The sequence below is a fragment of the Spongiactinospora gelatinilytica genome (assembly GCF_003236385.1).
In the GTDB taxonomy this organism is placed as follows: Bacteria; Actinomycetota; Actinomycetes; order Streptosporangiales; family Streptosporangiaceae; genus Spongiactinospora; species Spongiactinospora gelatinilytica.
Window position 1 is genome coordinate 1 of sequence record NZ_POUA01000112.1, and the last position, 19,592, is coordinate 19,592.

The following is a 19,592-nucleotide window of genomic DNA, read 5'->3' on the forward strand; positions in this document are numbered from 1 at the left end:
CACTTCCGCCATGCGCCCGCGCGACCGCCAGCGCCTCGGCCGCCGCCACCTCGGTGACGTGTACAGCGTGCTGCCACATCCCGAACTGGACCACCAGCAGGATCAACAGCATCACGAACGGAAAGACCACCACCAGCTCGGCCGTGGCCGAGCCCCGATCGTTCACCGCAGGTCGAGCGAGTTGGCCTTGGCGAGCAGCTTCGACATCAGCACCGCGCCGACGGCGACCGCGATGGCCACCAGGATCGCGACGACGACCACGGTCTCCGTCGTATAGCCCCCGTCCGGCCGCTGCCTGGCGATCTCCCGGCACCTTCGCACCCTCTCCCCGCAGGCGACAAAGACGATCAACGCGATTCGGGACATGGCCCTCCCCCTCGTTCAGAACCCGGTCAGCACTGCGGCGATGGCCGGGTACCCCGTGAAGATCAGAAATCCGACGAACAGCCCCACCGTGGCGACGCTCATTCGCTCGGTGGCCGCCTGCGCTTCCGTTTCGATCGCAGCGAGCTGGTGGGTGCGGATCGAGTTCGCCTTGGCGATGAGCGATGCGCGTACCCGCGCCCCCTCGGTACCGGCCAGGGCGACCGAGGCGGCCAGCTCGGACAGTTCGCGGATGCCGTACTCCTCGCCGATCTGCCCCAGCGCCGACCAAGGTGTACGGCGGGCAGAGGTCGCCGCCACGAGCGTGCTACGTATCCGGACGAACGCCCAGCCACCGCCCTGTTCTGCGGCATCGGCCAGCGCGCCGTCCACGCCCCGCCCACCGGCCAGCGACACGACGACCAGATCCAGAAAGGCCGAAAGGGCGTGCCGGAACTCGGCCCGGCGCCTGGCCGCCTCGGACCGGAGTGCCAGATCGGGCACGAAGAATCCGAGCGCGCCGAGCAGCAGCATGCACCAGACCGGCACCTGCCAGGGCATCGGCACACCCGCCAGAGCCAGAACCGCGTACACGGCGGGACCGAGCAGCGCGAAGACCAAGGTCGCGACGCCCTTCTCGGTAAGGTGCCGGGCCATGTCCTTGCCGCAAACGGCCAGGTCGGTGGAGGGGGCCTGTGGCATGCCACGGGCGGCCAGCAGGCGCGTCCGGCTCTGGGGGAGGCTGTGGCGGAGCCGGGCCACTTCCAGGGCCAGTGGTCGGCGGGACGGCCAGAGGCCCGAGACGATCAACATCACCCCGAGGCCAATCCCTGCTCCGAGCAGCAGCGACGCCGCCATCAGGTCTCCGCCCGGCTGAGGATGCGCGGCGGCTCGTGGATCCGGCCCAGCCGGTGGATGAGTACGAACGATCCGGCGAACGCCACGCCCACCAGAAGCAGTACGGCCTGACCGGTCGCGTTGTCGTAGGGGGCGAGGAAGTCGCGGTTGAGGAGTACCAGGCCGCCCGCCATGAGCATGGTGACCGCGATGACCGTACGGACCGAGGAGCGGGTCCGTGCACGCGCGGCGGCGACCCGGAGCCGCATCACCGCGTGGGCGCGCGCCACCTCCGCGAGTCGTCCGAGCAGCTCGCCCAAATGCCCGGCCTGCCGGGTGGAGGCCATCACCAGTGTGGAGCACACCAGGTCGGCGGTCGGATCGGCGAGTTCGTCGGCGAGCTGCTTCAATGCCTGGGCCAGCCGTTCTCCGCGATCAACGCGTGCCGCGGCCTCGATGACCTCCCGCCGGATGGCCTCGGGCACGATCGGAGCCGTACTCATGATCGCCTGGTGCAGTCCGGCGGACGCGGCGAGGGTGTCCCGCAGCATCTCCGCCCAGGTCGCCACCGCTTCGATCTTCTCGACGCGGCGGGCATGGTCCCGGTCAGGACCAAGAGCCTGCGGCAGGAACCAGGCACCCAGCCCGGCCAGGAACGCCCCGACCGGCCATCGGGTGAGCGCCCCGACGAGTACGCCGGCCCCTGCGCAGGCCGCGAGCCTGACCAGCAGCCTCGGATGCAGTGTGGGCCTTGGCCGCGCTTCGATCGGATGGCCCTGGAAGCCAGAGACCATGAGCAGCGCGCCGAGTCCGAGCCCCGCGCCAGTGAGCGCGGAGAGCATGGCCAGTGCACTGATCACGACAGCAGCCACCCTTCGACGTCCAGCCCGGCGGCCTCCAGGTCGTCGAGCGTCTCGGTCCGGAGCGGGTTGGCGCGTACGGCACGCCGGTCGAGTCCCGGCGCGTAGACCTCGTTGGAGATCACGTTGATGCCTTCGCAGCCCACGACCTCCCGGACACTGGAGATCGCCCGCCTGCCGTCCCTGGTGACCGCCATGTACACCACAAAATGCAGAGCCTCTGAGACCAGCAGGGCGCTCGCCTCGGCCGACAGGCGTTCGGGTGCCTGGGCGGCGAACGAGGCCAGCCGGGAGAACGCGCCCTGGCTCGAACTCGCGTGCAGCGTGCACAGCGACCCGTCGTTGCCCTGCGTCATCGCGTTGAGCATCGGAATGCACTCATCGCCCTTGACCTCGCCGACGATGACGCGGCTCGGTGACATGCCGAGGGCCGTACGGACCAGGTCCGACAGCGTGACCGCGCCCAGGCCCTCGATGTTGGCCCGCCGGGCCTGTAGGGCCAGGACGTTGGCGTGCGTGGACCGGTCGCGATCAAGGCCCAGCTCGAACTGCTCCTCGACCGTGATGATCCGCTCATGCCGGGGCACCGCGGAGGCCATCGCCCGCGCGAGGGTGGTCTTGCCGCTGCCGGTGGCCCCGACGATCACGATGTTCTTGCGGGCCGCGACCGCGGCGGCCAGGAACGCCTGCATGGGGCGGTCGAAGGTACCGGTACGGCGGAGTTCGTCCAGCGTGGCGGTGGGAAAGCGGTGCCGGCGGATGGACACGGCGGGGTGCCGGGAGACCGCCATCGTGGCGACCAGCCGGGAGCCGTCGGGCAACTCCATCTCCAGGGTCGGCGACCCGGGATCGAAGCGGCGTTCGCCGACGCCGAGGAGGGCGGCGGCGGTGCGGACGAGCTCGGTCAGTTCCTCATCTGAGGAGGCCACGGGGCCGACCTCGCGCTCGGTGCCGTCGGCGTAGCGGACGTGGACATCGTCGTAGGCATTGGCGTTGATGTTCTCGACCAGCGGATCGTCCAGGTACTGCTGGAAGCCGCCCAGCCCGAACAGCGCGTTGTCCACGGCCCGCGCGATCTGGGCTTCTCCGGTCGGATCGAGCGGTGTTCGCCCTGAATCGAGTGCCCGCCGTACGTGGGCGTCGAGCGCCTCGGTGATCAGCTTTTGCCCGAACTTCCGCCGCTCCTGCGGCGACATTGGCGCCCGGCCGATCTCCTCGTCTGCGCAGGCACGCTCGGCGATCCGATCGGCGACCTCGCCGCGGATCTTGCTGATGAGGTCATGCACGGGCCGGCTCCATGAGGGTCGCGGCGATCTCGGCGGCGGCGCGAGTCAGGCGGGTACGGTGTCGCCGTCCTTCTAGGAGCGCCCGCGCCGCCGGATCATGACGGACGTGAGCGGTGACCGGCAGGCCGAGGGCGGCCGTGATTTCTCCTGGCGGGTACGGTCCGCGTCCCATCAGGATCAGTTCGGCGTGCGGTACGGCTTCCGCCAGCCCTTCGAGGTGGACGAGGTCCGGCATCCGAGGTCGTGTCAACACCAGAAGCCGGTCCGTTAGGGCGGCGAAGTCTCTGGACGGGCCGGTGAGCCGCCCGAGATCGGCCACGATCGGCATGTGCGCGGGCACCTCCCTGAGCACTTCAGGCAGGGCCGGGGCCAGCGCACTCAGTACCGCGCTCGCGCGATCGGGCCGGGCAGGTGCGGCGATCACTGCGACACCGGCCGGCAGCATCTGAGCGTTGCGGCCGAGTACGTCCGGGCCACGGTTCCGCCGTACTTCAGCCGCCAACGAGACCAGGCCAGGATCGGGCGGGAGCCGGAGAAGGCTCGCCAAGTCGCCGCCGGACGCATCCAGTTCGAGGAGCGTTGCATGTGCGGCCAGGGCGAGCGCGTACGCGAGCGTCGTCACCCCTGGAGCGCCTGACATCGAAGCCACACCGATCACGGTCAAGGCGCCACCTGCATCAAGGTCGTCAGTCCCTGCGCGGCCGGGGCGGCGACCAGGCGCGCTTGGGCGTGCGGGAGCAGCAGCGTGACCACCGCGGGGTTCTGTGGCTCCGTGGGACGATCGATCTTGGTCACGACGGCGGTGACGGAGACGGGCGCCGTCCGCTGCGAGTCGGTTGCGTCGGAGACTGTGGAAACGGCGACGCGGTCCCCTGGACCGATGTCAGGTGGGTACTGGCCTGGCTTGACCGCGACGCCGATCAGCGCTTGGCCTGGCTGCGGATACGTGGGATTGCCGAGGTTGCCCTCAGTAAGAAGGGCGCCCGCCACCATAGGGACCCGCAGCCGTCTTCCCACGACCTCCTGAACTCGATCGGCCTGGACGAACCGTACGCTCGGCCCCACGGTCACACTGACCGTGCTGAGGTCGTGCCGGCTCAGTGTGTGGCCGACCGGAAGGTCGGACTGAACGGCCAGCGCGGACGCGGCCACCTCGGCCCGCATAGTGATGGTGGTGGAAGCGAAGGCGCACCCCATCACCACAAGCCCGCCGAGCAGAACGCGTCCGGCGCCAGGGCGTGTGATGAACGGGAGCGGTTTGGGCTTCATGGGTTTGAGCGCCGACTTGACCATGATTCCCCCGTTCAGGACGCCGTGATGATCGCTTGGCTCTCGGCCACGCGGAAGCTGGTGGTTGAGGCGGTGTTCAGCGGCGGCAGAGTGCCGCGCTCTCTGGCGGTGGACCAGGTGACCGCCCATGTGATCGTCGCGGTGACTCGGTAGCGACCTCCCGGAACCGTCGCGCTGGACTCCTGGTAGCTGTGGCCGCAGGTGGGCGATGCCTTGGCAGGATCGTGACGGCCGGGCTGGAACCGCGTTCCGGGGCCGCGGCAGGTGACTGTGCGGCCGTCTCCCATGTCCCACGTGATGGTGGTCGGCGTCGCTGTCGCCGTAGCCGTGATGCCGTCGGCGTCGGCGGCTGCGCTGTGGGGCTGCCAGGTCGTAGGTGAGACCGACAGCCATATGGGGAGGCGTACGAGTTGGGGTACGTCCTGCTTGGGCGACGAGACGATCTTCGGTCTTGGGAGTTTCAAACGGTCGCGGGCCATCAGCGCCACCATCATTGGGGTGACCTGCTCATCCGCCGGGTCACGCTCGGGCGCACCGCCATCCCTGACCAGCAGTCCCGGCTGGCCGGGGCACTGGATCATCGACCACCGGCCACTGTCGAACGCCCCCGGCGGCGGCTCCGCGGGCACGGTGGTGCAACGCGGCTTCTCCGCTTGGGGAGCAGGCTTGCCACCGCTGTTTCCAGCAGATAGACCGTTCCACCAGCGCCGGGCTTCGGTGACACAACCGGGGCCACCATTCCCACCGCATTGGATGAGGGTCGCGCCGCCACCGTCACCGTCGGCTGGCGTCAGGCTGAATAGGGATGCGGCAATGCCGCCGATAGCGAGTCGTTTCAGCATGTGCCCACCTCATCCAGGAGGTAGGAACTCACGTACCATGAGCCCTCACGCCGAACGAGTTGCGCCGTGGCCTTGTGACGGCCTCCTGCTCCAGCCTCTTTGGCTCGTTTGCCGCTTTTATTATGGAGACCGAAGTGAGAGTCATCGACACAGTCGGCGATGGTTGCTGATTTTTCGGTGAATTCGGTCACCTCTGGGTGCAGGAGCGGCTTACCTTTGAGAATCTGTCCCTTTTTGACTTGCTACGTAAAGCCCATGCCGGAGGACCACTTCAGCGTCACCGGTGGCATGGTCGCCAAGAACAGAAGCCTCCCAGTCGGCGGTATGACCCGCGTCCTGAAAATCCTGCCACATGCCGCGGTATGCAGTCAGAACAGCTTGTTTCGCCGTAGCCAAGGTGTCGGCCGGCGCGGGCGAGTGAGTGGTGTCTGGAGCTCCGGAGCGCGAGCCGGACGACTGGCACGCGGACAGTCCCGCGAGCAGCAAAGCTACAACCGGCCAGCAGAAGGCATGGCTCCGCCACATGACATGTCCTCGCCTTGAAACAGAGCGACCACTTGGAGTAGTCAGCCTAATACGGAAAGTCTCTAAAGCCAAAAGGGACCAAGGGCTCGTGCAGGTAAGTGGCTTTTGCCATACCGAAATGACATTTCTAGCCACCACTCGCCCTCTTGACTACAGTTCAGGCATCCTGACGTAATTCGCCGAGCTTGCATCTACGGACACGTGACACAATTAAAGTTTACGTAGACCGCTGAACCATATGTCATGCGCGATGAGGTGCCCTTGTCGTGAAGCTGAGGACTGCGCGCCAACGGAGGCGGATTCGAGGGTTCCCGTGAGTGGCCGCCCGCTGAACATGCGGTAGCCAGGCGGTCGGACTTGGATGCCCCATTTCCCGATCAGCTTCACGACCCCCCGCTCTGTGGATGACGCGAACGTTCACAACCGAGACGGCACTCCCCCCGCTCCATGGAGCGGTCTCGGAGGCGAGTGGGCTTCCCGGCTCAGGTTTGGGATTACCCCCTGTGGGGTTGACTACAGCCTCAGTGCCACAGCCAGCGTCCGTGACCTAATCGTGATCACGTGCTCAGCCACCTGACTGGCTCGACAGTGACCTGTCGGCTGACCTGCCATGACCGCCGCGACGAGTGCCTCGATTCCGCCCGATCGCCTGCGGTCGGTGATCGATAAGTCACCTTGACCGTATTGACCGAACGCTGTTGCTGATCGATATTCCGGTTGATCGTTCATATTTCCACCATCTTGGCGGGCGACAGCCGGGCGGCGCGTCGCAGGTTTCATCGGCATCTGGAGGCTGCGGCGTGCTGTATTCACGCGTGCGTGTCTGGCTCATCGGTGTTCTTGTGACCACCGTCGCACTCGCTGGGATGATCGTGGTGAACACCATTCCCGACTTATCCGGCGGTGCCGGCTCGGAGAAGTCGGTGGATGGCCGTGAGATCGAGAAGGTCGCCGACACCCCCTTTCTGAAAAAGGCTGCAAAGGATGCCGGGAAGAGTCATCAAAAAAGTCTCGATCATATGTTCAAACAGCTTTCGGAAGGAAATATGAACCCTGGCATCGGGAGTAGCTCATTGGGGGGCACCGATGTGCTGTACGCGCGCAGCAGAGATGGAGCGCGGCTGTTCTTTCGCAAGATAGGAGACAGGATTATTATTGTTGGCAAGGCAAACAAGGGCAACGAGGGTAAAGTGATCGAGAGGTTGAAGAAACTGTATGGTAGATAGCGACGGGTACTACTCGTGGACCGAAAAGGCTTTTGCTGTACGAATCCTTCTGGATGGTGACATGGATCCGGAGGGCATGGAAGTTGGCGATGCAATTGTCACTTTGCCTAGTGGCGAGCGTTACAGCGCCCTGATGATGACAAGGGAGGAGGTTTATCGCCTTATGGATCGCCATGCTGAATCCGGAGAATCCCTTCATGGCAGCTACTTTTGCACACCGGACCTGATCGTCATTAGAGTCAAAGGAGTAAGCGCTATGGTCAAAGTTATCAGAGATATCGTCGAATCCGGACCCATTGCCTCGCTACTTCCGCGAATAAATGAGGATGGAACTTTCTCTCTTCTACCCATATAAACCATCCTCTCGTATCCTCGCGCCAGCTTGAGGGTGCTCCTTCAGTTTGAGACTGAATAGGAAACGGATTTGCGGCGGGCGGAGTGGTCACGAGAAGGTCAGTTGGGGTCTGACGAGACTACCCCAGGCAAAATAGCCACCTGGCCGAACTTTCCGCCGCTCCCAGCCGGCCGCAGCCTTAACGCACTACGGATAGGATGTGACCGGGCGGCGAGCCAGCTGTCCGGTTATCAACTTGATCGCGGCCCAGAGCAGGCCAGCCAGCCTATACGACCGAATAGAGCCTTTTGTCAGTGTACATCTATAGTGCTGCCTATCTTGTTGCACGCCCGCATGAGCAATTCTGTTAGACCGTCACTTTCCTTGAAATCTTGACCTTCAAGCAGAAGATCCCGAAAACGATTGAGGATGCGTATCGAGGAAACTTCCCCTGAGAGATCTACGGCCGTGGTGGCTGATGCGATGGCGGCCTCGGGCTCTTTGAGGGCGAGGCAGGCGCGGCTGAGGCCGAGGTAGTCGAAGATCTTGCTGCGCAGTCGTTCTGCGGGGCGTGACGATGCGGCGTGGGACAGGAGTCCCGCTCCGGTGGCGGCGTGCTCAGGCCGGTGGGTGGTGCGGGAAAGGAAGAGATATACCTCGCCCAGGGTGCTGTGCAGTTCTGTTTCGTCCAGGTGGGAAGTGAAGCTTTCTTCATGATCGGATGGACCGGTTTCGGCGAAGGTCTCAAGTGAGCGGTTGATGGCCTGCAAGGTGGGTCTTTCGCGGCCGAGCATGGCGTTGAAGCGGGCTTCCAACGCATACAGCCCAGAGCGGATGCGTGGGGTGGCGGTCTCGCGGGAGCCGTACGTTGCGAGGGTGATGAACTCCAGGGCCGGGGCCGGTTTGTCGATGTATCCGTAGACTCGGGCGAGGCATTGGAGGAGATGGGCGGCGAGGTTACGGTCGCCGCCTTCTTTGGCGGCCTGGGTGGCGAGTACGAGGTACCGGACGGCCTCGTCGGTGGCGCCGATGTCGTGGCTCATCCAGCCGGCGACTCCGCAGAGGTCGGCGAGGGCCGCCATTAGCGCCCGTCCCACGGGTTCGGAGTAGGTGCCGTGATGGGCGAGACTGTTTGCCCAGGCCACCTGGCCGACCACTGCGGTGCGCAGGAGTCCGCCGCCGTAGGCGTTGTCAAGTTTCTTGAAGATGTCGGTGGTCGCTTGGATCTTCTCGACGTCGTTCATGCCGATGGAGCCGGCCGTTTCGACGGCGTTCGGCAAGGTGGACGGGGTCGCGTGTGCCCAGGTTTGGAGGTGCTGGAGGAGGGCGTCGGGTGTGACGCTGTACTCCACGCCCTGGTGTGAGGCCGCGCCCTGGCGGAGCAGGTCCATGCGGGTGATGTGGCCAAGGGCCTTTGTCGTGGGCGCTGCGCCCCAGGAGACCTGATCGGCAGGCTGGCGGCAGATGCCGAGATCGGCGGGGGTGACCCGGCTGCCGGTGCGTTCGGAGAAGATCTGGGCCAGGAGGTCCGGTACCGGATCCCGAGGGATTTCGCCGTCTACCAGCCAGCGTCGGACACGGCTGCCGTCCGGGCAGACGTTGGCGTGGCCTGCGGCGCGTGCCAGGCGGGTGATCTCTGTGGCCAGGCCCTGCTTGGAGTATCCCGACAGGTCGAACCAGTGTTGCAGGGCGCGGTTCGGCTGGGTGGCGCGGCGGTCATCGGGCATCGTGGTCCGCCTCCACGAGGGTCAGTTGGCGGGGGATGGGTGGCGTGGCCGCCATGGGGAGGGCGAACGCGACCGCCTTGCCGAGGGTCGTGCTGGTGCAGAGTCTCGTGCGGTAGGCGTAGCAGCGGCCGTTGGAGAGCCGGTGGGCGATGAGGAGTCCCCGGCCGGCCTCGGGGATGAGGGGAATGTCCAGCGTCGGGAGCGTGTCGCGTGCCGCTGCGCGCAGGTTCGCCAGGAGCGCTGGTACGTCGCCGAGGTTGGGGTCGCTGTCGACGATCTCGCACCAGAGGGGTCTTTGCACGACGGTGCCGATGCGGATCTCTAGAGGGCCCCGGCCGTGCAGCTCGGCGTTGGTGGCGAGTTCGGCGACGACGAGTTCGGCGTCGGCGATCTGGTCGTCTTCGACGGCGGCTTGGGTGAGGGTCTCCCGCAGGAGGTGACGGGCGCGGTGGGCGGCGTCGCCCTTCGGCAACGTACGCACGATGACCTTGGAGCAAGGGACAACGCTCGCCGCCGTCGTATGCCAGGACTGCCACCACGGGGTGGATGTCCCGGAGGCAACGCCGTGCGTTGGGCGGGGGAGGTTGATCATGTGCCTGACCTGCGCATTCAGGAGAACAGGAGGTGTGCTCCTGCCCAGCTAAGTCCGCGCAGTAAGGCGTGGGAAGCGATCAGATCGGGTGCACTTTCCGGCAGGGGGTGCACAAAGGGTTCACTCGGCCGCCGCTATACCCGTAAGCGCTATACATCTGGCGCGATTAAGTGGTTACTCTCAGTCAAGGCCCTTGGTGCGCTGAATGTGGCTGTTTCCTGAGCGAGGGGCGGACGATGCCGAGCAACCCCAACGACGACCTTGCCGCCGCCATGGACGAGGCCGGGATCTCCAACAAGGCTCTGGCCAGAGAGGTCCGCCGGCTTGGTGCGGAGCGCGGCCTGGCCGTCTCGTGTACACATGTGGACGTGGCGCGGTGGCTGTCCGGGATGCGGCCCCGTGGGGCCAAACCGGAGCTGATCGCCTCCGTTCTCGCGCAGCGCCTTGGTCGGCCGCTGACTCTTCCGGAGATCGGCATGGACTCCCGGAAGGGCCCGCCGCTGACCCTTGGCCTTGCCTTCTCCGGGCAGCAGGCTGCCACGGTACGGACGTCCCGCATCCTGTGGGATGAGGATCTGCGGCAAGAGGACTTTCTCTGGCACGGCACGGTGTCGGCCGCGATGCTCGTTCCGCCGATGGCGCGCTGGCTGGTGGCGCCGCCGCATGAGCCGCTCAGCCGTACCGGACGGACGCTGAAGGTCAGCCGTCACGATGTCGATGCCGTGCGGGCCACGGCGCGCATGTTCGAGGAACTCGATCACAGGTACGGCGGGGGCCACGCCCGGCGCGCGGCCGTGCAGTACCTGCGTAGCGAGGTCGCTCCTCTGCTCCACGGCAACTACACCGACCAGATCAGGCGGGAGCTGTTCGCGGAGACCGCGCGGTTCACGTACAAGACCGGGGCCATGGCCTACGACATCGGCCTGCACGGACTGGCCCGCCGGTACTTCGTGCAGGCGTTGAGCCTCGCTCACGCGTCGGGGGATCGGGCGCTGGGCGGCAAGGTGCTGGCCGTGATGAGCCACCAGGCCAACTTCCTCGGGGAGTACGGCGAGGCCGTGGACTTCGCCCGCGCCGCGAAGCTGGGCGCGAAGGGCCAGGCCACGGCGACCGTGCATGCGATGTATTGCGTGATGGAGGCCCGCGGGCTCGCCAGTCTCGGCGACCGGCGGGCGTGTTTGAGAGCGCTTCGGGAGGCGGAAGGCGCGTTCGCCAAGGCGGGGACGATGGAGGAGCCGGAATGGATCGGCTATTTCGATGAGGCGGAGTTCCATGATGAGTTCGGGCACTGTTTCGCCGCTTTGCGGCAGAGTGACGATGCGACCCGGCATGCGCGTATGGCGCTCGAATCCTCCAGCGATGCCTATCCGCGGAGCCGGACCTTCTGCCGCATGACCATGGCGGGTGCGTATCTCGCGCCCCAGCGTCCGTCGCAGCGGGACGTGGAGCAGGCCTGTGCCGTGGCGTCGCAGGCGCTCGCGTTGGTGGATCGGCTGAAGTCACATCGGGTGCGTGAGTACGTCCGTACGTTCGATCGCAGCCTCGACTCCTATGCCGCGCTGGCGCCGGTGGTCGCCTTTCGCCAGCAACTGCGAGAAATGGCGCTATGTGCCGGGTGACCAGCGGCGCGGCAGTGCGGGGTCGCGCAGGGTGGCGATGCGGTGGAGCGCTTCGGGGATGAGGCGGGGTTCGCGGCCGGTACGGGAGGCCAGCCAGGTGGTCATGCGGAGTTCGCGGATCTGCGCGAGGACCGGGAAGCCGCTCCATTCGGTCACGTCCAGGCCGTAGGCGTGGGCGAAGGCGGCGTAGGTCGCGTCGTCGTACCAGCCCACCCGGCGGTAGACGGCGGGCACGGTGAGGTCCCATTCGGGGTGCCCGGTGCTGAAGCGCTCCAAGTCCAGCAGCATGACCTGGCCGTCGGCGGCGCGGACGATGTTCTTGCGGTGGGCGTCACCGTGGATCACGGCGGGCGGCAGTGCGAAGTTCAGGGAGGCGTGGGCGTTCTGTAGTTCGGTGAGCCGGGTTCTGAGGAATGCACGTTCTTCCGTGCTGATTCCGGTGGCTTCGTCGATGTGTGAGAGCTGGCGGGCAAACGGGTCGTAGGGGGTCAGTAGTCCGTCGTCCGGGCACGGAAGTGCGTGTAGCCGCTTCAGCAGGGTGCCCATCTCGGCGGTGGACGCCTGTTGTGGTTTGGGTATCTCCTCCCAGAATGTCACTACTCGTCCGCGGTGGATCAACGGCTGTTCCCTGCACGCGGCCACGCGTACGGCGGGGAAGTCCTGCTTCGCCAGCCAGGCCGCCACTCCGAGTTCGCGCCGTACGCTGGGCAGCGCGTCGGTACTCCAGGCGATCCGCGCGACGATTCCTTCGAGCGGCAGCCTCCATACGGCGTTGTCGCCGATCGGGCCGAGGAGTTCGGCTTCGCGCGTATCGAGCCCGGCATCCGCGCAGACCTGCTGGAGGACGTCGAGTGCGATGTCCGCGGTGAAGGACGTTTCGCTGTCCATGATCACCCCGCTGCCGGCTCGGTCACCTGCTTGCGAGCATAACCGGGGGGAAGGTCAGCGCTGCCAGGCCATGATCGGTGAATCTGCCGGAAGTGGGGCCGGGTGCAGGCCGTGCCGGGATGCCAGCTCGGTGAATTGGGCGAGGGTCAGCGGCCGGTGGAAGCCCTTGCCGGTCACGCCGCGCGGTACGGCGAGGTTCTCGCATACCAGCACCTGCGTGGTTCGCATCAGCGGGCCGATCGCTGCGTCGATGTCGGGCAGGTGGTCGAGGGTGTCGATGATCCACACGGCGTCGAAGGGTGGGAGGGTGCGGACATGATCGGGGTCCACCACGGTGATCGGGTGGTGTGACCTGTAGCGGAGGAAGGCTGTGGATGGGGAGTCGTAATCGCAAGCGGTGACCTGGAATTCGGCGTCCAGGAGGGGCAGGGTGTCGTTGCCGATGCCGCAGCCGTAGTCGAGTACGGTCCGTACGCCGAGTCGGTGGAGTAGTGGGATTCCGGCGGCGCAGTAGTCCGGGCGGTGGCCGCTGGCCTGCCAGATCACCAGGTTGTAGAGGTAGGCGATGCTGTGGCGGAAGAAGTCGGCGATGTCCGCCCCCGGTGGTCTGGCACGCCATTCGCGGGCCAGTGCTTCGGAGGAGTCGAGGTAGGGGGTGAATGACGCGCCTAAGAAGGCTCGCATCTCGGCGTAGAGGGGGGTGGTGGCGGCGATGTCCCATCGGTAGCGGTTCCATGCACGGCGGCAAGAGGCGCAGCCGCGTAGGTGGTCGCGAATGGTGTCGCAGCCGTCGCGCAGGTAGGTGGGGAATCGGGCGCGGGCGTGGGTGCATTCTGTGGGATTCAGCCGCACCAGCGGGTCACCTCGTCCAATGCCCTGGCTGGTTGTGTGGTCCGCCGGTCCAGGATGTGGAAGCGGGCCTGGTCCTCTGCTGCAAAGCTGGTGTAGAGCTGGTCGGCGAGGTGGTGCAGCCGCAGTTCCTCGCGGGTGTGGGTGCGGCCGTCGCGGGCCTCGACTCGGGCCAGCGCGGCCGGTACGTCATCAGTGATCAGCAGGACGCGATCGGGTAAGGGGCGCCAGGCGGCGGCGAGTTCGATGAGCATTCGCGCATGGCCCAGCGCCTGATTCGGATCGTCGGGGTGGCGGAGTACGGCCTGGTAGACCGCTACGGCATGGACGCTGCGGCCTTCCAGCACATCATGGCCACGGTGGAGGTGAGGCTGGGCGACTTCGTAGGCGTGCATCTGGACGGCGAGCAGGAGTAGCGTTTCGCTCGCCGGAAGACCTCCGCGGAGGAAACGGTCACCGCTCGCTGCGAGTTCGGTGATAATCCGGCTGCCGAGATCGGAGCGTCCCAGCCGCTGCGAGAAGTCGTCCAGGACGTGTGGTGCCCTCGGCCCCAGCCGGGCGATGGCGTGGGTGGTCAGGAAGGTTTTGCCGGTGCCGCTCAGGCCTTCGATGGCCAGTAGGTGCCCTGGACGATCAGGGGGCGAACAGAGATTCCTGCTGCCCCTTGGCGGCTTCACGCTCCTCCTCCAGCAGCTTTGGCGTGATCTCCGCGTGCGAAAGGTCGTGTCCGCCAGCCAGCAGGCGCTCGAAGACGGCGAGAGTCGCGAGGACGTCGGGCAGCGCGCGGTGCCGATCGGCGGGTGCGGGGATGTCCAGATGGCGGAGCAGGTCGTCCAGGCGGTGTCGGGGCAGGCCGGGGTAGGCGGCGCGGGCCAGCCGTACGGTGTCCAGCAACGGGGTACGGGCGAGGACCGGGCAGGCGGTGCGCCAGTCGTACAGCAGGCCGGCCTCGTAGGGGGCGTTGTGGGCCACGAGGAGGTAAGGGGGCTGGCGCAGGCGGCCGTCGAGGGTGGACAGCACGGTCGCGGCCGGTTCGGCGTCGGCGAGCATGTCCGGGGTGATGCCGGTCTGGGCGATGTCGTAGCGGGTGAGGCTGATGCCGTCCGGCGGCCGGATCAGTGCGGTGAACCGGCCGGTTTCGGTCAGGAAGCCGTCGCGGTAGCGTGCGGCGCAGGCGGCCACCTCGATGGGGTGGGGCCGCTGGCCTGCCGGGGTGACCGTCTCGAAGTCGATGATGACGAACGTCGGCTCGGTCAGTTCCACGAGCGGGCCTCCTTGGTGATGGTGTGGGCGAGGTGCCGGATGCGGTCGTCGTCATCCTGCTCGCTGAGTACCACGGCCAGGGTGTGATCCAGGAACTTTGCTGCTTGTGGGCATCGCGCGGGCTTGTAGGCGGCCATGGCCGGTAGCCGATCGGCGGATATGAGGCCATAGGTACCGATGCTGTTGGGTACGCCCGCTTCGGCCAGATGGGCGCAGAAGTCGCGCGGCCGGGGGAGATCGAGGTGGAACAGTGCGCTGTAGCCGTTCCAGTTCTCGTGGGGTGGCGGGTGCATCGGCCGGACTCTGGGCGTGCCTTCGACGAGCTTCATGAGGAGCGTGGCCTGGGCTTTGCGCTGGGCGAGTTTGGTGGGGAACTCCAGCAGCGCCTGCCGGGCCTGGGCCGCTATGAGCTCGGGCATCCGGTAGTTGTGGCCGAAACGGGGTCCGGCGCGTGGATGATCGACGGAGAGGTGGGTGCGGAAGCGGCGGGCCTGTTCTGCGAGGTCGGCGTCGTGGGTGAGCAGGTACCCGCCTTCACCCGCGCTGAGGATCTTGCCGTCCTTCAGGGAGAAGCAGCCGACGTCGCCGTAACTTCCTGCGAGCCGGTTGGCGTACTCGCTGCCTTGGGCCTGGCAAGCGTCCTCGATCAAGCGTAGGCCGTGAGCTGCTGCGAAGTCGGCCAGGTTCGGCAGGTCTGTGCAGCGGCCGGCCAAGTGCACGGCCATGACGGCACGGGTGGCGGGGGTGATCTGGTGGCCGGTTCCGTCGATCAGTACGGGCCGGGCTCCGGTGTACGTGATCGCGGCCACGGTCATCGGTACGCACGCGGCAGGCACCGCCACCTCATCGCCAGGGCCGATTCCGGCGGCGACGAGGGCGGTGTGCAGCGCCGCCGTACCGGAGGAGACCGCGACCGCGTACGGCACGCCGAACGCCTCCGCCAGCTCCGCCTCCAGCTCTCGCACATGAGACTGGGTCACGCGACACGCTCCAGCGGTACGCCGTCCATCAGCGGCCACATGTTCACGCAGTCGCGGGAGAACAGCGCGCAGGAGGCTCCGCAGCCACGCGGCTCAGGGAAGATCTCGGCAGCGCTGCGGCCTTTGATGGTCTTCCGTCGGCTTTCGGGGGTCGCGGCGATGCGCAGGGACGACGGGCAGTCCCATACCGTGCCGTCCGGCTGGATGAAGTGCAAGGTGTGGCCGCCGAAGCAGTTCTGGACGGTCGCCGTGGTGTGTGAGATTGAGGCGATGACCTGTGTGGGGAAACTTGGGTCCGGCAGCGTGAGTGGGAGGCTGTAGAGCTCCGCGAATGCCTCCCGGATCGCGGGGATGTCGCTCACCCGCAGGGACAGTTCTTTGTGCAGAGGGTGTGTGGCGTCCAGGGCGACCGGTTGTGGCACGTAGTAGTCACAGCCGAGGTCGGCGGCCAGCCGCGCCACCTGGACGACATGCGGGATATTGCACCTTGTAATGACGCTGTAGACGCCGATGCGAAGGCGTGGGGTTGCGTGGCGGGCGGCGCGGATGCCGTTGATCACCTGGGTCCATCCGTCCGCGCCGTTGCGGGCCGGGCGCCACAGGTCGTTGTAGGCGGGGTCGGTCGAGTCCAGCGAAACCGAGACGGCGTCGATGCCGAGCGAGACCAACCCGGTGATGATCTCTTTTCGGGCGAGCGGTATGCCGTTGGTGCACACCACGACCTCGATGCCCGCCTCTTTGAGGATCTTCAGGAGGTCGAGGATCGGGGGCCAGATCAGCGGTTCGCCGCCGGCGACATACACGCGGCCGACCAGGGAGTGGTCGAGCGTGCGGGCGAAAGCGAACACCTCGTCGGCCTTCAGGTCGTCTCGGGAGAGGTGGGAGAGCTGTCCCACAGGGCGGGTCGGTCGGCCGCGATGCTCTTCGATGGTGCCGAAGTAGCAGTACCGGCAGCCCAGGTTGCAGGGTGATCGCAAGGACCACAGCAGGGTGATCGGCTTTCTCATGGATGCTCCTGGCAGGCGTTCAGCAGGGCTTGGACCGCTTGCTGCTCGTTGAGTTCGCGCCGGTCGATGATGGTGTAGTGCTGGAGAAGCCGCTGGTAGAGCCTGCTCGCCTGGCGCATCAGCGACCGTTCGGAGGGGGTGGGGGACCTGCCCTCGCGGGCGTTCCATCGCGCGAGGCAGGTGCGGTCGTCATCTACGACCAGTACGGTCCTGTAGGGCGGAGGCCGCCATTGCGCGGCCATCGCCCGCAGGCGCAGCGCCAGCTCAAGGGCGCGGTCGTCGTCTCCGTTGGAGAGGATCGCCGCCTGGTAGACGGCGATGGTGTCCACGCCGCGGTCTTCGAGGATCGTCACGGCACTGTCCCCGTAGGCTCGTCTGGCCAGCTCGAAGCGCCGTGCGGCCAGGCCGAGCAGGGTGAACGTCTCGGCGAGCGGGAACCCGGTACGCAGAAAACGATCTCCGCCGAGGGCGGCCATCAGTCGTTCGGTGAGGGGATCGGCGGCGCACTCCGGCAACTCGGCCAGCCGGACGACATCGGGGACTTGGGCGATGAGGTGGCTCTTGCCGACGCCGTTGACGCCCTCCACGGTCACCCACCTCATGGTCCGGCCCCAAGTGCAGAGACCAGGCGGGGGTCTTGCAGGAAGCGTCCGCGCAAGGTCCGGGTCAGCGTCCGGGCACCTTGGGCGCGGGTGCCGCGCATGCTCATGCACAGGTGATGGCCGGCGGCCACGACCGCGACATCGTCGCTGCCGGTGATCTTCTGGAGTTCGTCGGCGACCTGCTCGACAAACCGCTCCTGGATTTGCAGGCGTCTCGCGGCCAGTTCGGTGACGCGTACGAGCTTGGACAGTCCAAGTACCGCGCCTGCAGGGAGGTAGGCGATGTTCACGAGTAGGTGAATGGGCAGGAGGTGGTGTTCGCAGAGGGACCAGGTCGAGATCTCGCTGACCTGGACGAACTGCTCACCGGCCGGCTCGTGGCGAAACGTGGTGTCGATCCGGCCGGGCCGGTAGGTGAGGAAGTCGCGCCAGAAGGCGGCGGCGCGCCGGGGAGTGTCGCGCAGCCCTTCGCGGTCTGGGTCCTCTCCGATCGCGATGAGCAGTTCGCGGTAAAGGGCCTGGATGCGGGCCTCGTCCATGGTCATGCTGTTACCGCCGTGACCTGCCCATGCCGCTCCAAGATCGTTCGAGCCGCCGGCCCGTGGCGCATGAGCAGATCGACGGCCGAGACCGCGAGGCTGTCGGGTGGGTCATAGGTGGCGACTTCTACGGTGATGCCTGCTTCGGCGAGTACGGCGTGGTTGAGGTACCGCATGGCGCCGGTGCCGACGCGCAGCACGTTCCGTCCCAGGTGGCGGGCCAGGTCGGCGAGCATGCGTGTGCCCGAGCCCTCTGGGGCGATCGATGAGGAGCGGACGCAGTGCACCTTGATGCCGAACCCGTCGAGCAGGACGTCCAGGACCGCTTGGTTGACTTCGGTGAGGCGTTCCCATTGACGCTCGTACACCGCTCGTAGCGGGTAGTCGGCGAAGTAGGCCGCCCTGCCGTACGCGCAGGTCAGAGCACGCCAGTGGGCGGCGGCCCAGGCCGTACCGGCCACGCGGACGTCGCAGATGCGCTGTCCGAAGCGGTGCAGGACCGGAACCGTCAGACGCTGTGGCACGCCGCCGCTGCCACGGATCAGGTTGCGGTGCTGGCGACCCCGCTCGGCGAACTGCACGTGGTCGAGCAGGACGAGCGTGTCCACGTCGAGCAGCCGCGACAGGTAGCCGGGCCAGGGCAGGTAGGCGGGCTGGTGCGCGACCAGCACTTCGGGGCGCGTCATCGTCACTAGAACCCCATCCGGTACGGCACGAAGCTCTCGGCCAGTTCGGTGCCGATCGCCGCACCTGAGGCCATGTCGAAGGCGTGAATCCGGTCGAGGTTGCGGGGGTGGCAGTGCCTGCGAAGCTGGGAAACGTAGCAGTTCAGGGCCTTTTCCTTGCGGGGCCACGCCGCGGTGGTGTCCACGTGGACGACGCCTTCGCGGGCGGTCCACGCTCGGTCCTCCGGCCCGGTGTACCCCAGCACGATCCTCGGCACGGGACCGCATGTCCCTCGGGGGCGGGCGGCGGCAAGCGCTGCCTGGTGTACGGCGATGTGGTCTTGATGGAACGTCCCGTCGGCAGGGATCAGGAGTGCGGTGGGCCTGAGCGCGTGCAGGGAGAGTGAGTGATCGAGTTCGATGAGGGTCACGAGGTCGCGCGGGCAGGAGCCCGGGTGGCGCGCTCGCGCGCCGGTCCATGCGACGTCGCGCTTGGCGACGCCGAGCGCGTCGCAGGCCGTGTCGAACTCGTCGAGCCGGTCCGCCGCGTTGCCCGTGGCGACGGCCGGGCAGGCGACGGCCAGGACGTGCACCGGGATTCCGCATTCGGCGAGCCGGGCGATCGTGCCGCCGGCCCCGAGGGTCTCGTCGTCGGGGTGGGGCGCGATGACGAGTACGTGGTCAGCGGGTGTGAGTCCGAACGGCTGCATTCGGGGCCTCCTGTCCGTGGGCCAGCAGGGTGGCGACGGCCTGTTCGGGCCGGTTGTTGCGTACGCGCTCGGGTGCCACGCGGGCGGCGGCGTGATAGCGGTGGGGGTCGTCCAGGAAGTGGGCGAGTTGGTCCCAAAGGGCGCGGTAGCCGTGTTGCAGGGGGACGAGCGGGCCCGCCGCTCCGATCAGGTACGGCAGGTTGCCCAGCGAGAACCCGGCGACCGGGGTGCCGACGCTGAGCGCTTCCGCGGCCGTGTTGCAAAAGGTCTCCGGTTCGTAGCTGGAGATCACCGTGGCGCACGCGCCGGCCAGGAAGTCGGGAACGGCACGCCACGGCATCGCGGGCAGCAGCCGTACCACCTCCGGCCGCGCTCTGGCGGCACGCTGGCAGGCCTCGATGACGTCGGACTGCATGCCCTGCCAGTACTCGAAGCCCGCCTCGGCCAGGACGATCTCCACTGGGCGTGTCCAGGTGTCGGGGAGCGCTTGGAGGAGTTCGGCCAGGCCCTTGTACGGCTCGGCTCGCGAGACGATCCGGACCGGGGCGCGGCGGCGCAGCAGTTCGCGCTCGGGGGCGGGGACGGGGC

23 protein-coding genes are annotated in these 19,592 nt (G+C 67.1%); 2 read left to right on the forward strand and 21 right to left on the reverse strand.

Annotated features, from left to right (window positions below):
* The 8 genes from C1I98_RS45650 to C1I98_RS16120 form a co-directional block, all read right to left on the reverse strand.
* On the reverse strand, positions 1–166 hold a 166-nt coding region (locus tag C1I98_RS45650), incomplete at its 3' end, for a TadE family protein (protein ID WP_146607468.1).
* The gene (locus C1I98_RS16090; RefSeq protein ID WP_111168268.1) at positions 163–366 is read right to left on the reverse strand and encodes a hypothetical protein; all 204 of its coding nucleotides are present in this window, start codon (positions 364–366) and stop codon (positions 163–165) included. The genes C1I98_RS16090 and C1I98_RS45650, both read right to left, overlap by 4 nt.
* 15 nt (positions 367–381) lie before the next feature.
* The gene (locus C1I98_RS16095) at positions 382–1,221 is read right to left on the reverse strand and encodes a type II secretion system F family protein (RefSeq protein ID WP_111168269.1); all 840 of its coding nucleotides are present in this window, start codon (positions 1,219–1,221) and stop codon (positions 382–384) included.
* Positions 1,221–2,060 carry a type II secretion system F family protein gene (locus C1I98_RS16100; RefSeq protein ID WP_199536985.1) on the reverse strand — a complete coding sequence of 280 codons (840 nt, stop codon included), beginning with the start codon at positions 2,058–2,060 and terminating at the stop codon, positions 1,221–1,223. The genes C1I98_RS16095 and C1I98_RS16100 overlap by 1 nt, the downstream gene beginning before the upstream one ends.
* A complete protein-coding gene (locus C1I98_RS16105) occupies positions 2,057–3,346 on the reverse strand; it encodes a TadA family conjugal transfer-associated ATPase (RefSeq protein ID WP_199536986.1) in 1,290 nt (429 codons plus the stop codon). The genes C1I98_RS16100 and C1I98_RS16105 overlap by 4 nt, the downstream gene beginning before the upstream one ends.
* The gene (locus C1I98_RS40545; RefSeq protein WP_146607469.1) at positions 3,339–3,968 is read right to left on the reverse strand and encodes a hypothetical protein; all 630 of its coding nucleotides are present in this window, start codon (positions 3,966–3,968) and stop codon (positions 3,339–3,341) included. Before C1I98_RS40545 ends, C1I98_RS16105 begins: the two co-directional genes overlap by 8 nt.
* Positions 3,969–4,006: 38 nt before the next feature.
* Positions 4,007–4,639 (reverse strand): SAF domain-containing protein, encoded by a 633-nt coding sequence (locus tag C1I98_RS16115; protein ID WP_111168272.1) that lies wholly within the window; start codon positions 4,637–4,639, stop codon positions 4,007–4,009.
* Between the two features lie 11 nt (positions 4,640–4,650).
* The gene (locus C1I98_RS16120) at positions 4,651–5,478 is read right to left on the reverse strand and encodes a hypothetical protein (RefSeq protein WP_146607470.1); all 828 of its coding nucleotides are present in this window, start codon (positions 5,476–5,478) and stop codon (positions 4,651–4,653) included.
* A gap of 1,223 nt (positions 5,479–6,701) precedes the next feature.
* Here C1I98_RS16120 and C1I98_RS40550 point away from each other — a divergent pair.
* Positions 6,702–7,229 (forward strand): hypothetical protein, encoded by a 528-nt coding sequence (locus C1I98_RS40550; RefSeq protein WP_146607471.1) that lies wholly within the window; start codon positions 6,702–6,704, stop codon positions 7,227–7,229.
* Between the two features lie 645 nt (positions 7,230–7,874).
* Here the strand turns inward: C1I98_RS40550 and C1I98_RS16125 are convergent.
* On the reverse strand, positions 7,875–9,290 hold the full coding sequence (locus C1I98_RS16125; RefSeq protein WP_111168274.1) for an NsdA family TPR-like regulatory protein: 1,416 nt from the start codon (positions 9,288–9,290) through the stop codon (positions 7,875–7,877).
* Complete coding sequence (locus tag C1I98_RS16130) at positions 9,280–9,771, reverse strand: ATP-binding protein (RefSeq protein ID WP_158558061.1); 492 nt, start codon at positions 9,769–9,771, stop codon at positions 9,280–9,282. Before C1I98_RS16130 ends, C1I98_RS16125 begins: the two co-directional genes overlap by 11 nt.
* Before the next feature lie 347 nt (positions 9,772–10,118).
* Here C1I98_RS16130 and C1I98_RS16135 point away from each other — a divergent pair, with 347 nt between their 5' ends.
* Complete coding sequence (locus tag C1I98_RS16135; RefSeq protein WP_111168276.1) at positions 10,119–11,501, forward strand: NsdA family TPR-like regulatory protein; 1,383 nt, start codon at positions 10,119–10,121, stop codon at positions 11,499–11,501.
* On the opposite strand, the gene C1I98_RS16140 is transcribed toward C1I98_RS16135, so the two are convergent.
* The 11 genes from C1I98_RS16140 to C1I98_RS16190 form a co-directional block, all read right to left on the reverse strand.
* The gene (locus C1I98_RS16140; RefSeq protein WP_111168277.1) at positions 11,487–12,389 is read right to left on the reverse strand and encodes a phosphotransferase enzyme family protein; all 903 of its coding nucleotides are present in this window, start codon (positions 12,387–12,389) and stop codon (positions 11,487–11,489) included. The two genes, C1I98_RS16135 and C1I98_RS16140, sit on opposite strands and share 15 nt — an antisense overlap.
* Before the next feature lie 54 nt (positions 12,390–12,443).
* Positions 12,444–13,241 (reverse strand): class I SAM-dependent methyltransferase, encoded by a 798-nt coding sequence (locus C1I98_RS16145; protein WP_111168278.1) that lies wholly within the window; start codon positions 13,239–13,241, stop codon positions 12,444–12,446.
* Complete coding sequence (locus C1I98_RS16150; RefSeq protein WP_158558062.1) at positions 13,232–13,915, reverse strand: nucleoside/nucleotide kinase family protein; 684 nt, start codon at positions 13,913–13,915, stop codon at positions 13,232–13,234. Before C1I98_RS16150 ends, C1I98_RS16145 begins: the two co-directional genes overlap by 10 nt.
* Complete coding sequence (locus C1I98_RS16155) at positions 13,872–14,501, reverse strand: 3'-5' exonuclease (RefSeq protein WP_111168280.1); 630 nt, start codon at positions 14,499–14,501, stop codon at positions 13,872–13,874. The genes C1I98_RS16150 and C1I98_RS16155 overlap by 44 nt, the downstream gene beginning before the upstream one ends.
* Positions 14,492–15,481 carry a DegT/DnrJ/EryC1/StrS family aminotransferase gene (locus tag C1I98_RS16160; RefSeq protein WP_158558063.1) on the reverse strand — a complete coding sequence of 330 codons (990 nt, stop codon included), beginning with the start codon at positions 15,479–15,481 and terminating at the stop codon, positions 14,492–14,494. The genes C1I98_RS16155 and C1I98_RS16160 overlap by 10 nt, the downstream gene beginning before the upstream one ends.
* Positions 15,478–16,488, reverse strand: a complete 1,011-nt coding sequence (locus C1I98_RS16165) for a radical SAM protein (RefSeq protein ID WP_111168282.1) — start codon at positions 16,486–16,488, stop codon at positions 15,478–15,480. The genes C1I98_RS16160 and C1I98_RS16165 overlap by 4 nt, the downstream gene beginning before the upstream one ends.
* Positions 16,485–17,081: a nucleoside/nucleotide kinase family protein gene (locus C1I98_RS16170; protein ID WP_146607472.1), complete on the reverse strand. Its 597-nt coding sequence runs from the start codon at positions 17,079–17,081 to the stop codon at positions 16,485–16,487. Before C1I98_RS16170 ends, C1I98_RS16165 begins: the two co-directional genes overlap by 4 nt.
* Positions 17,082–17,086: 5 nt before the next feature.
* A complete protein-coding gene (gene folE, locus C1I98_RS16175) occupies positions 17,087–17,635 on the reverse strand; it encodes a GTP cyclohydrolase I (RefSeq protein WP_111168284.1) in 549 nt (182 codons plus the stop codon).
* Positions 17,632–18,315, reverse strand: a complete 684-nt coding sequence (locus C1I98_RS16180; protein WP_111168287.1) for a WbqC family protein — start codon at positions 18,313–18,315, stop codon at positions 17,632–17,634. The genes folE and C1I98_RS16180 overlap by 4 nt, the downstream gene beginning before the upstream one ends.
* Before the next feature lie 5 nt (positions 18,316–18,320).
* Entirely contained in the window at positions 18,321–19,004 is a 684-nt protein-coding gene (locus tag C1I98_RS16185) for a PIG-L deacetylase family protein (RefSeq protein WP_111168285.1), read from the reverse strand.
* Positions 18,976–19,592 (reverse strand): glycosyltransferase (locus C1I98_RS16190; protein WP_146607473.1); only part of this gene is annotated, 617 nt, incomplete at its 5' end. The genes C1I98_RS16185 and C1I98_RS16190, both read right to left, overlap by 29 nt.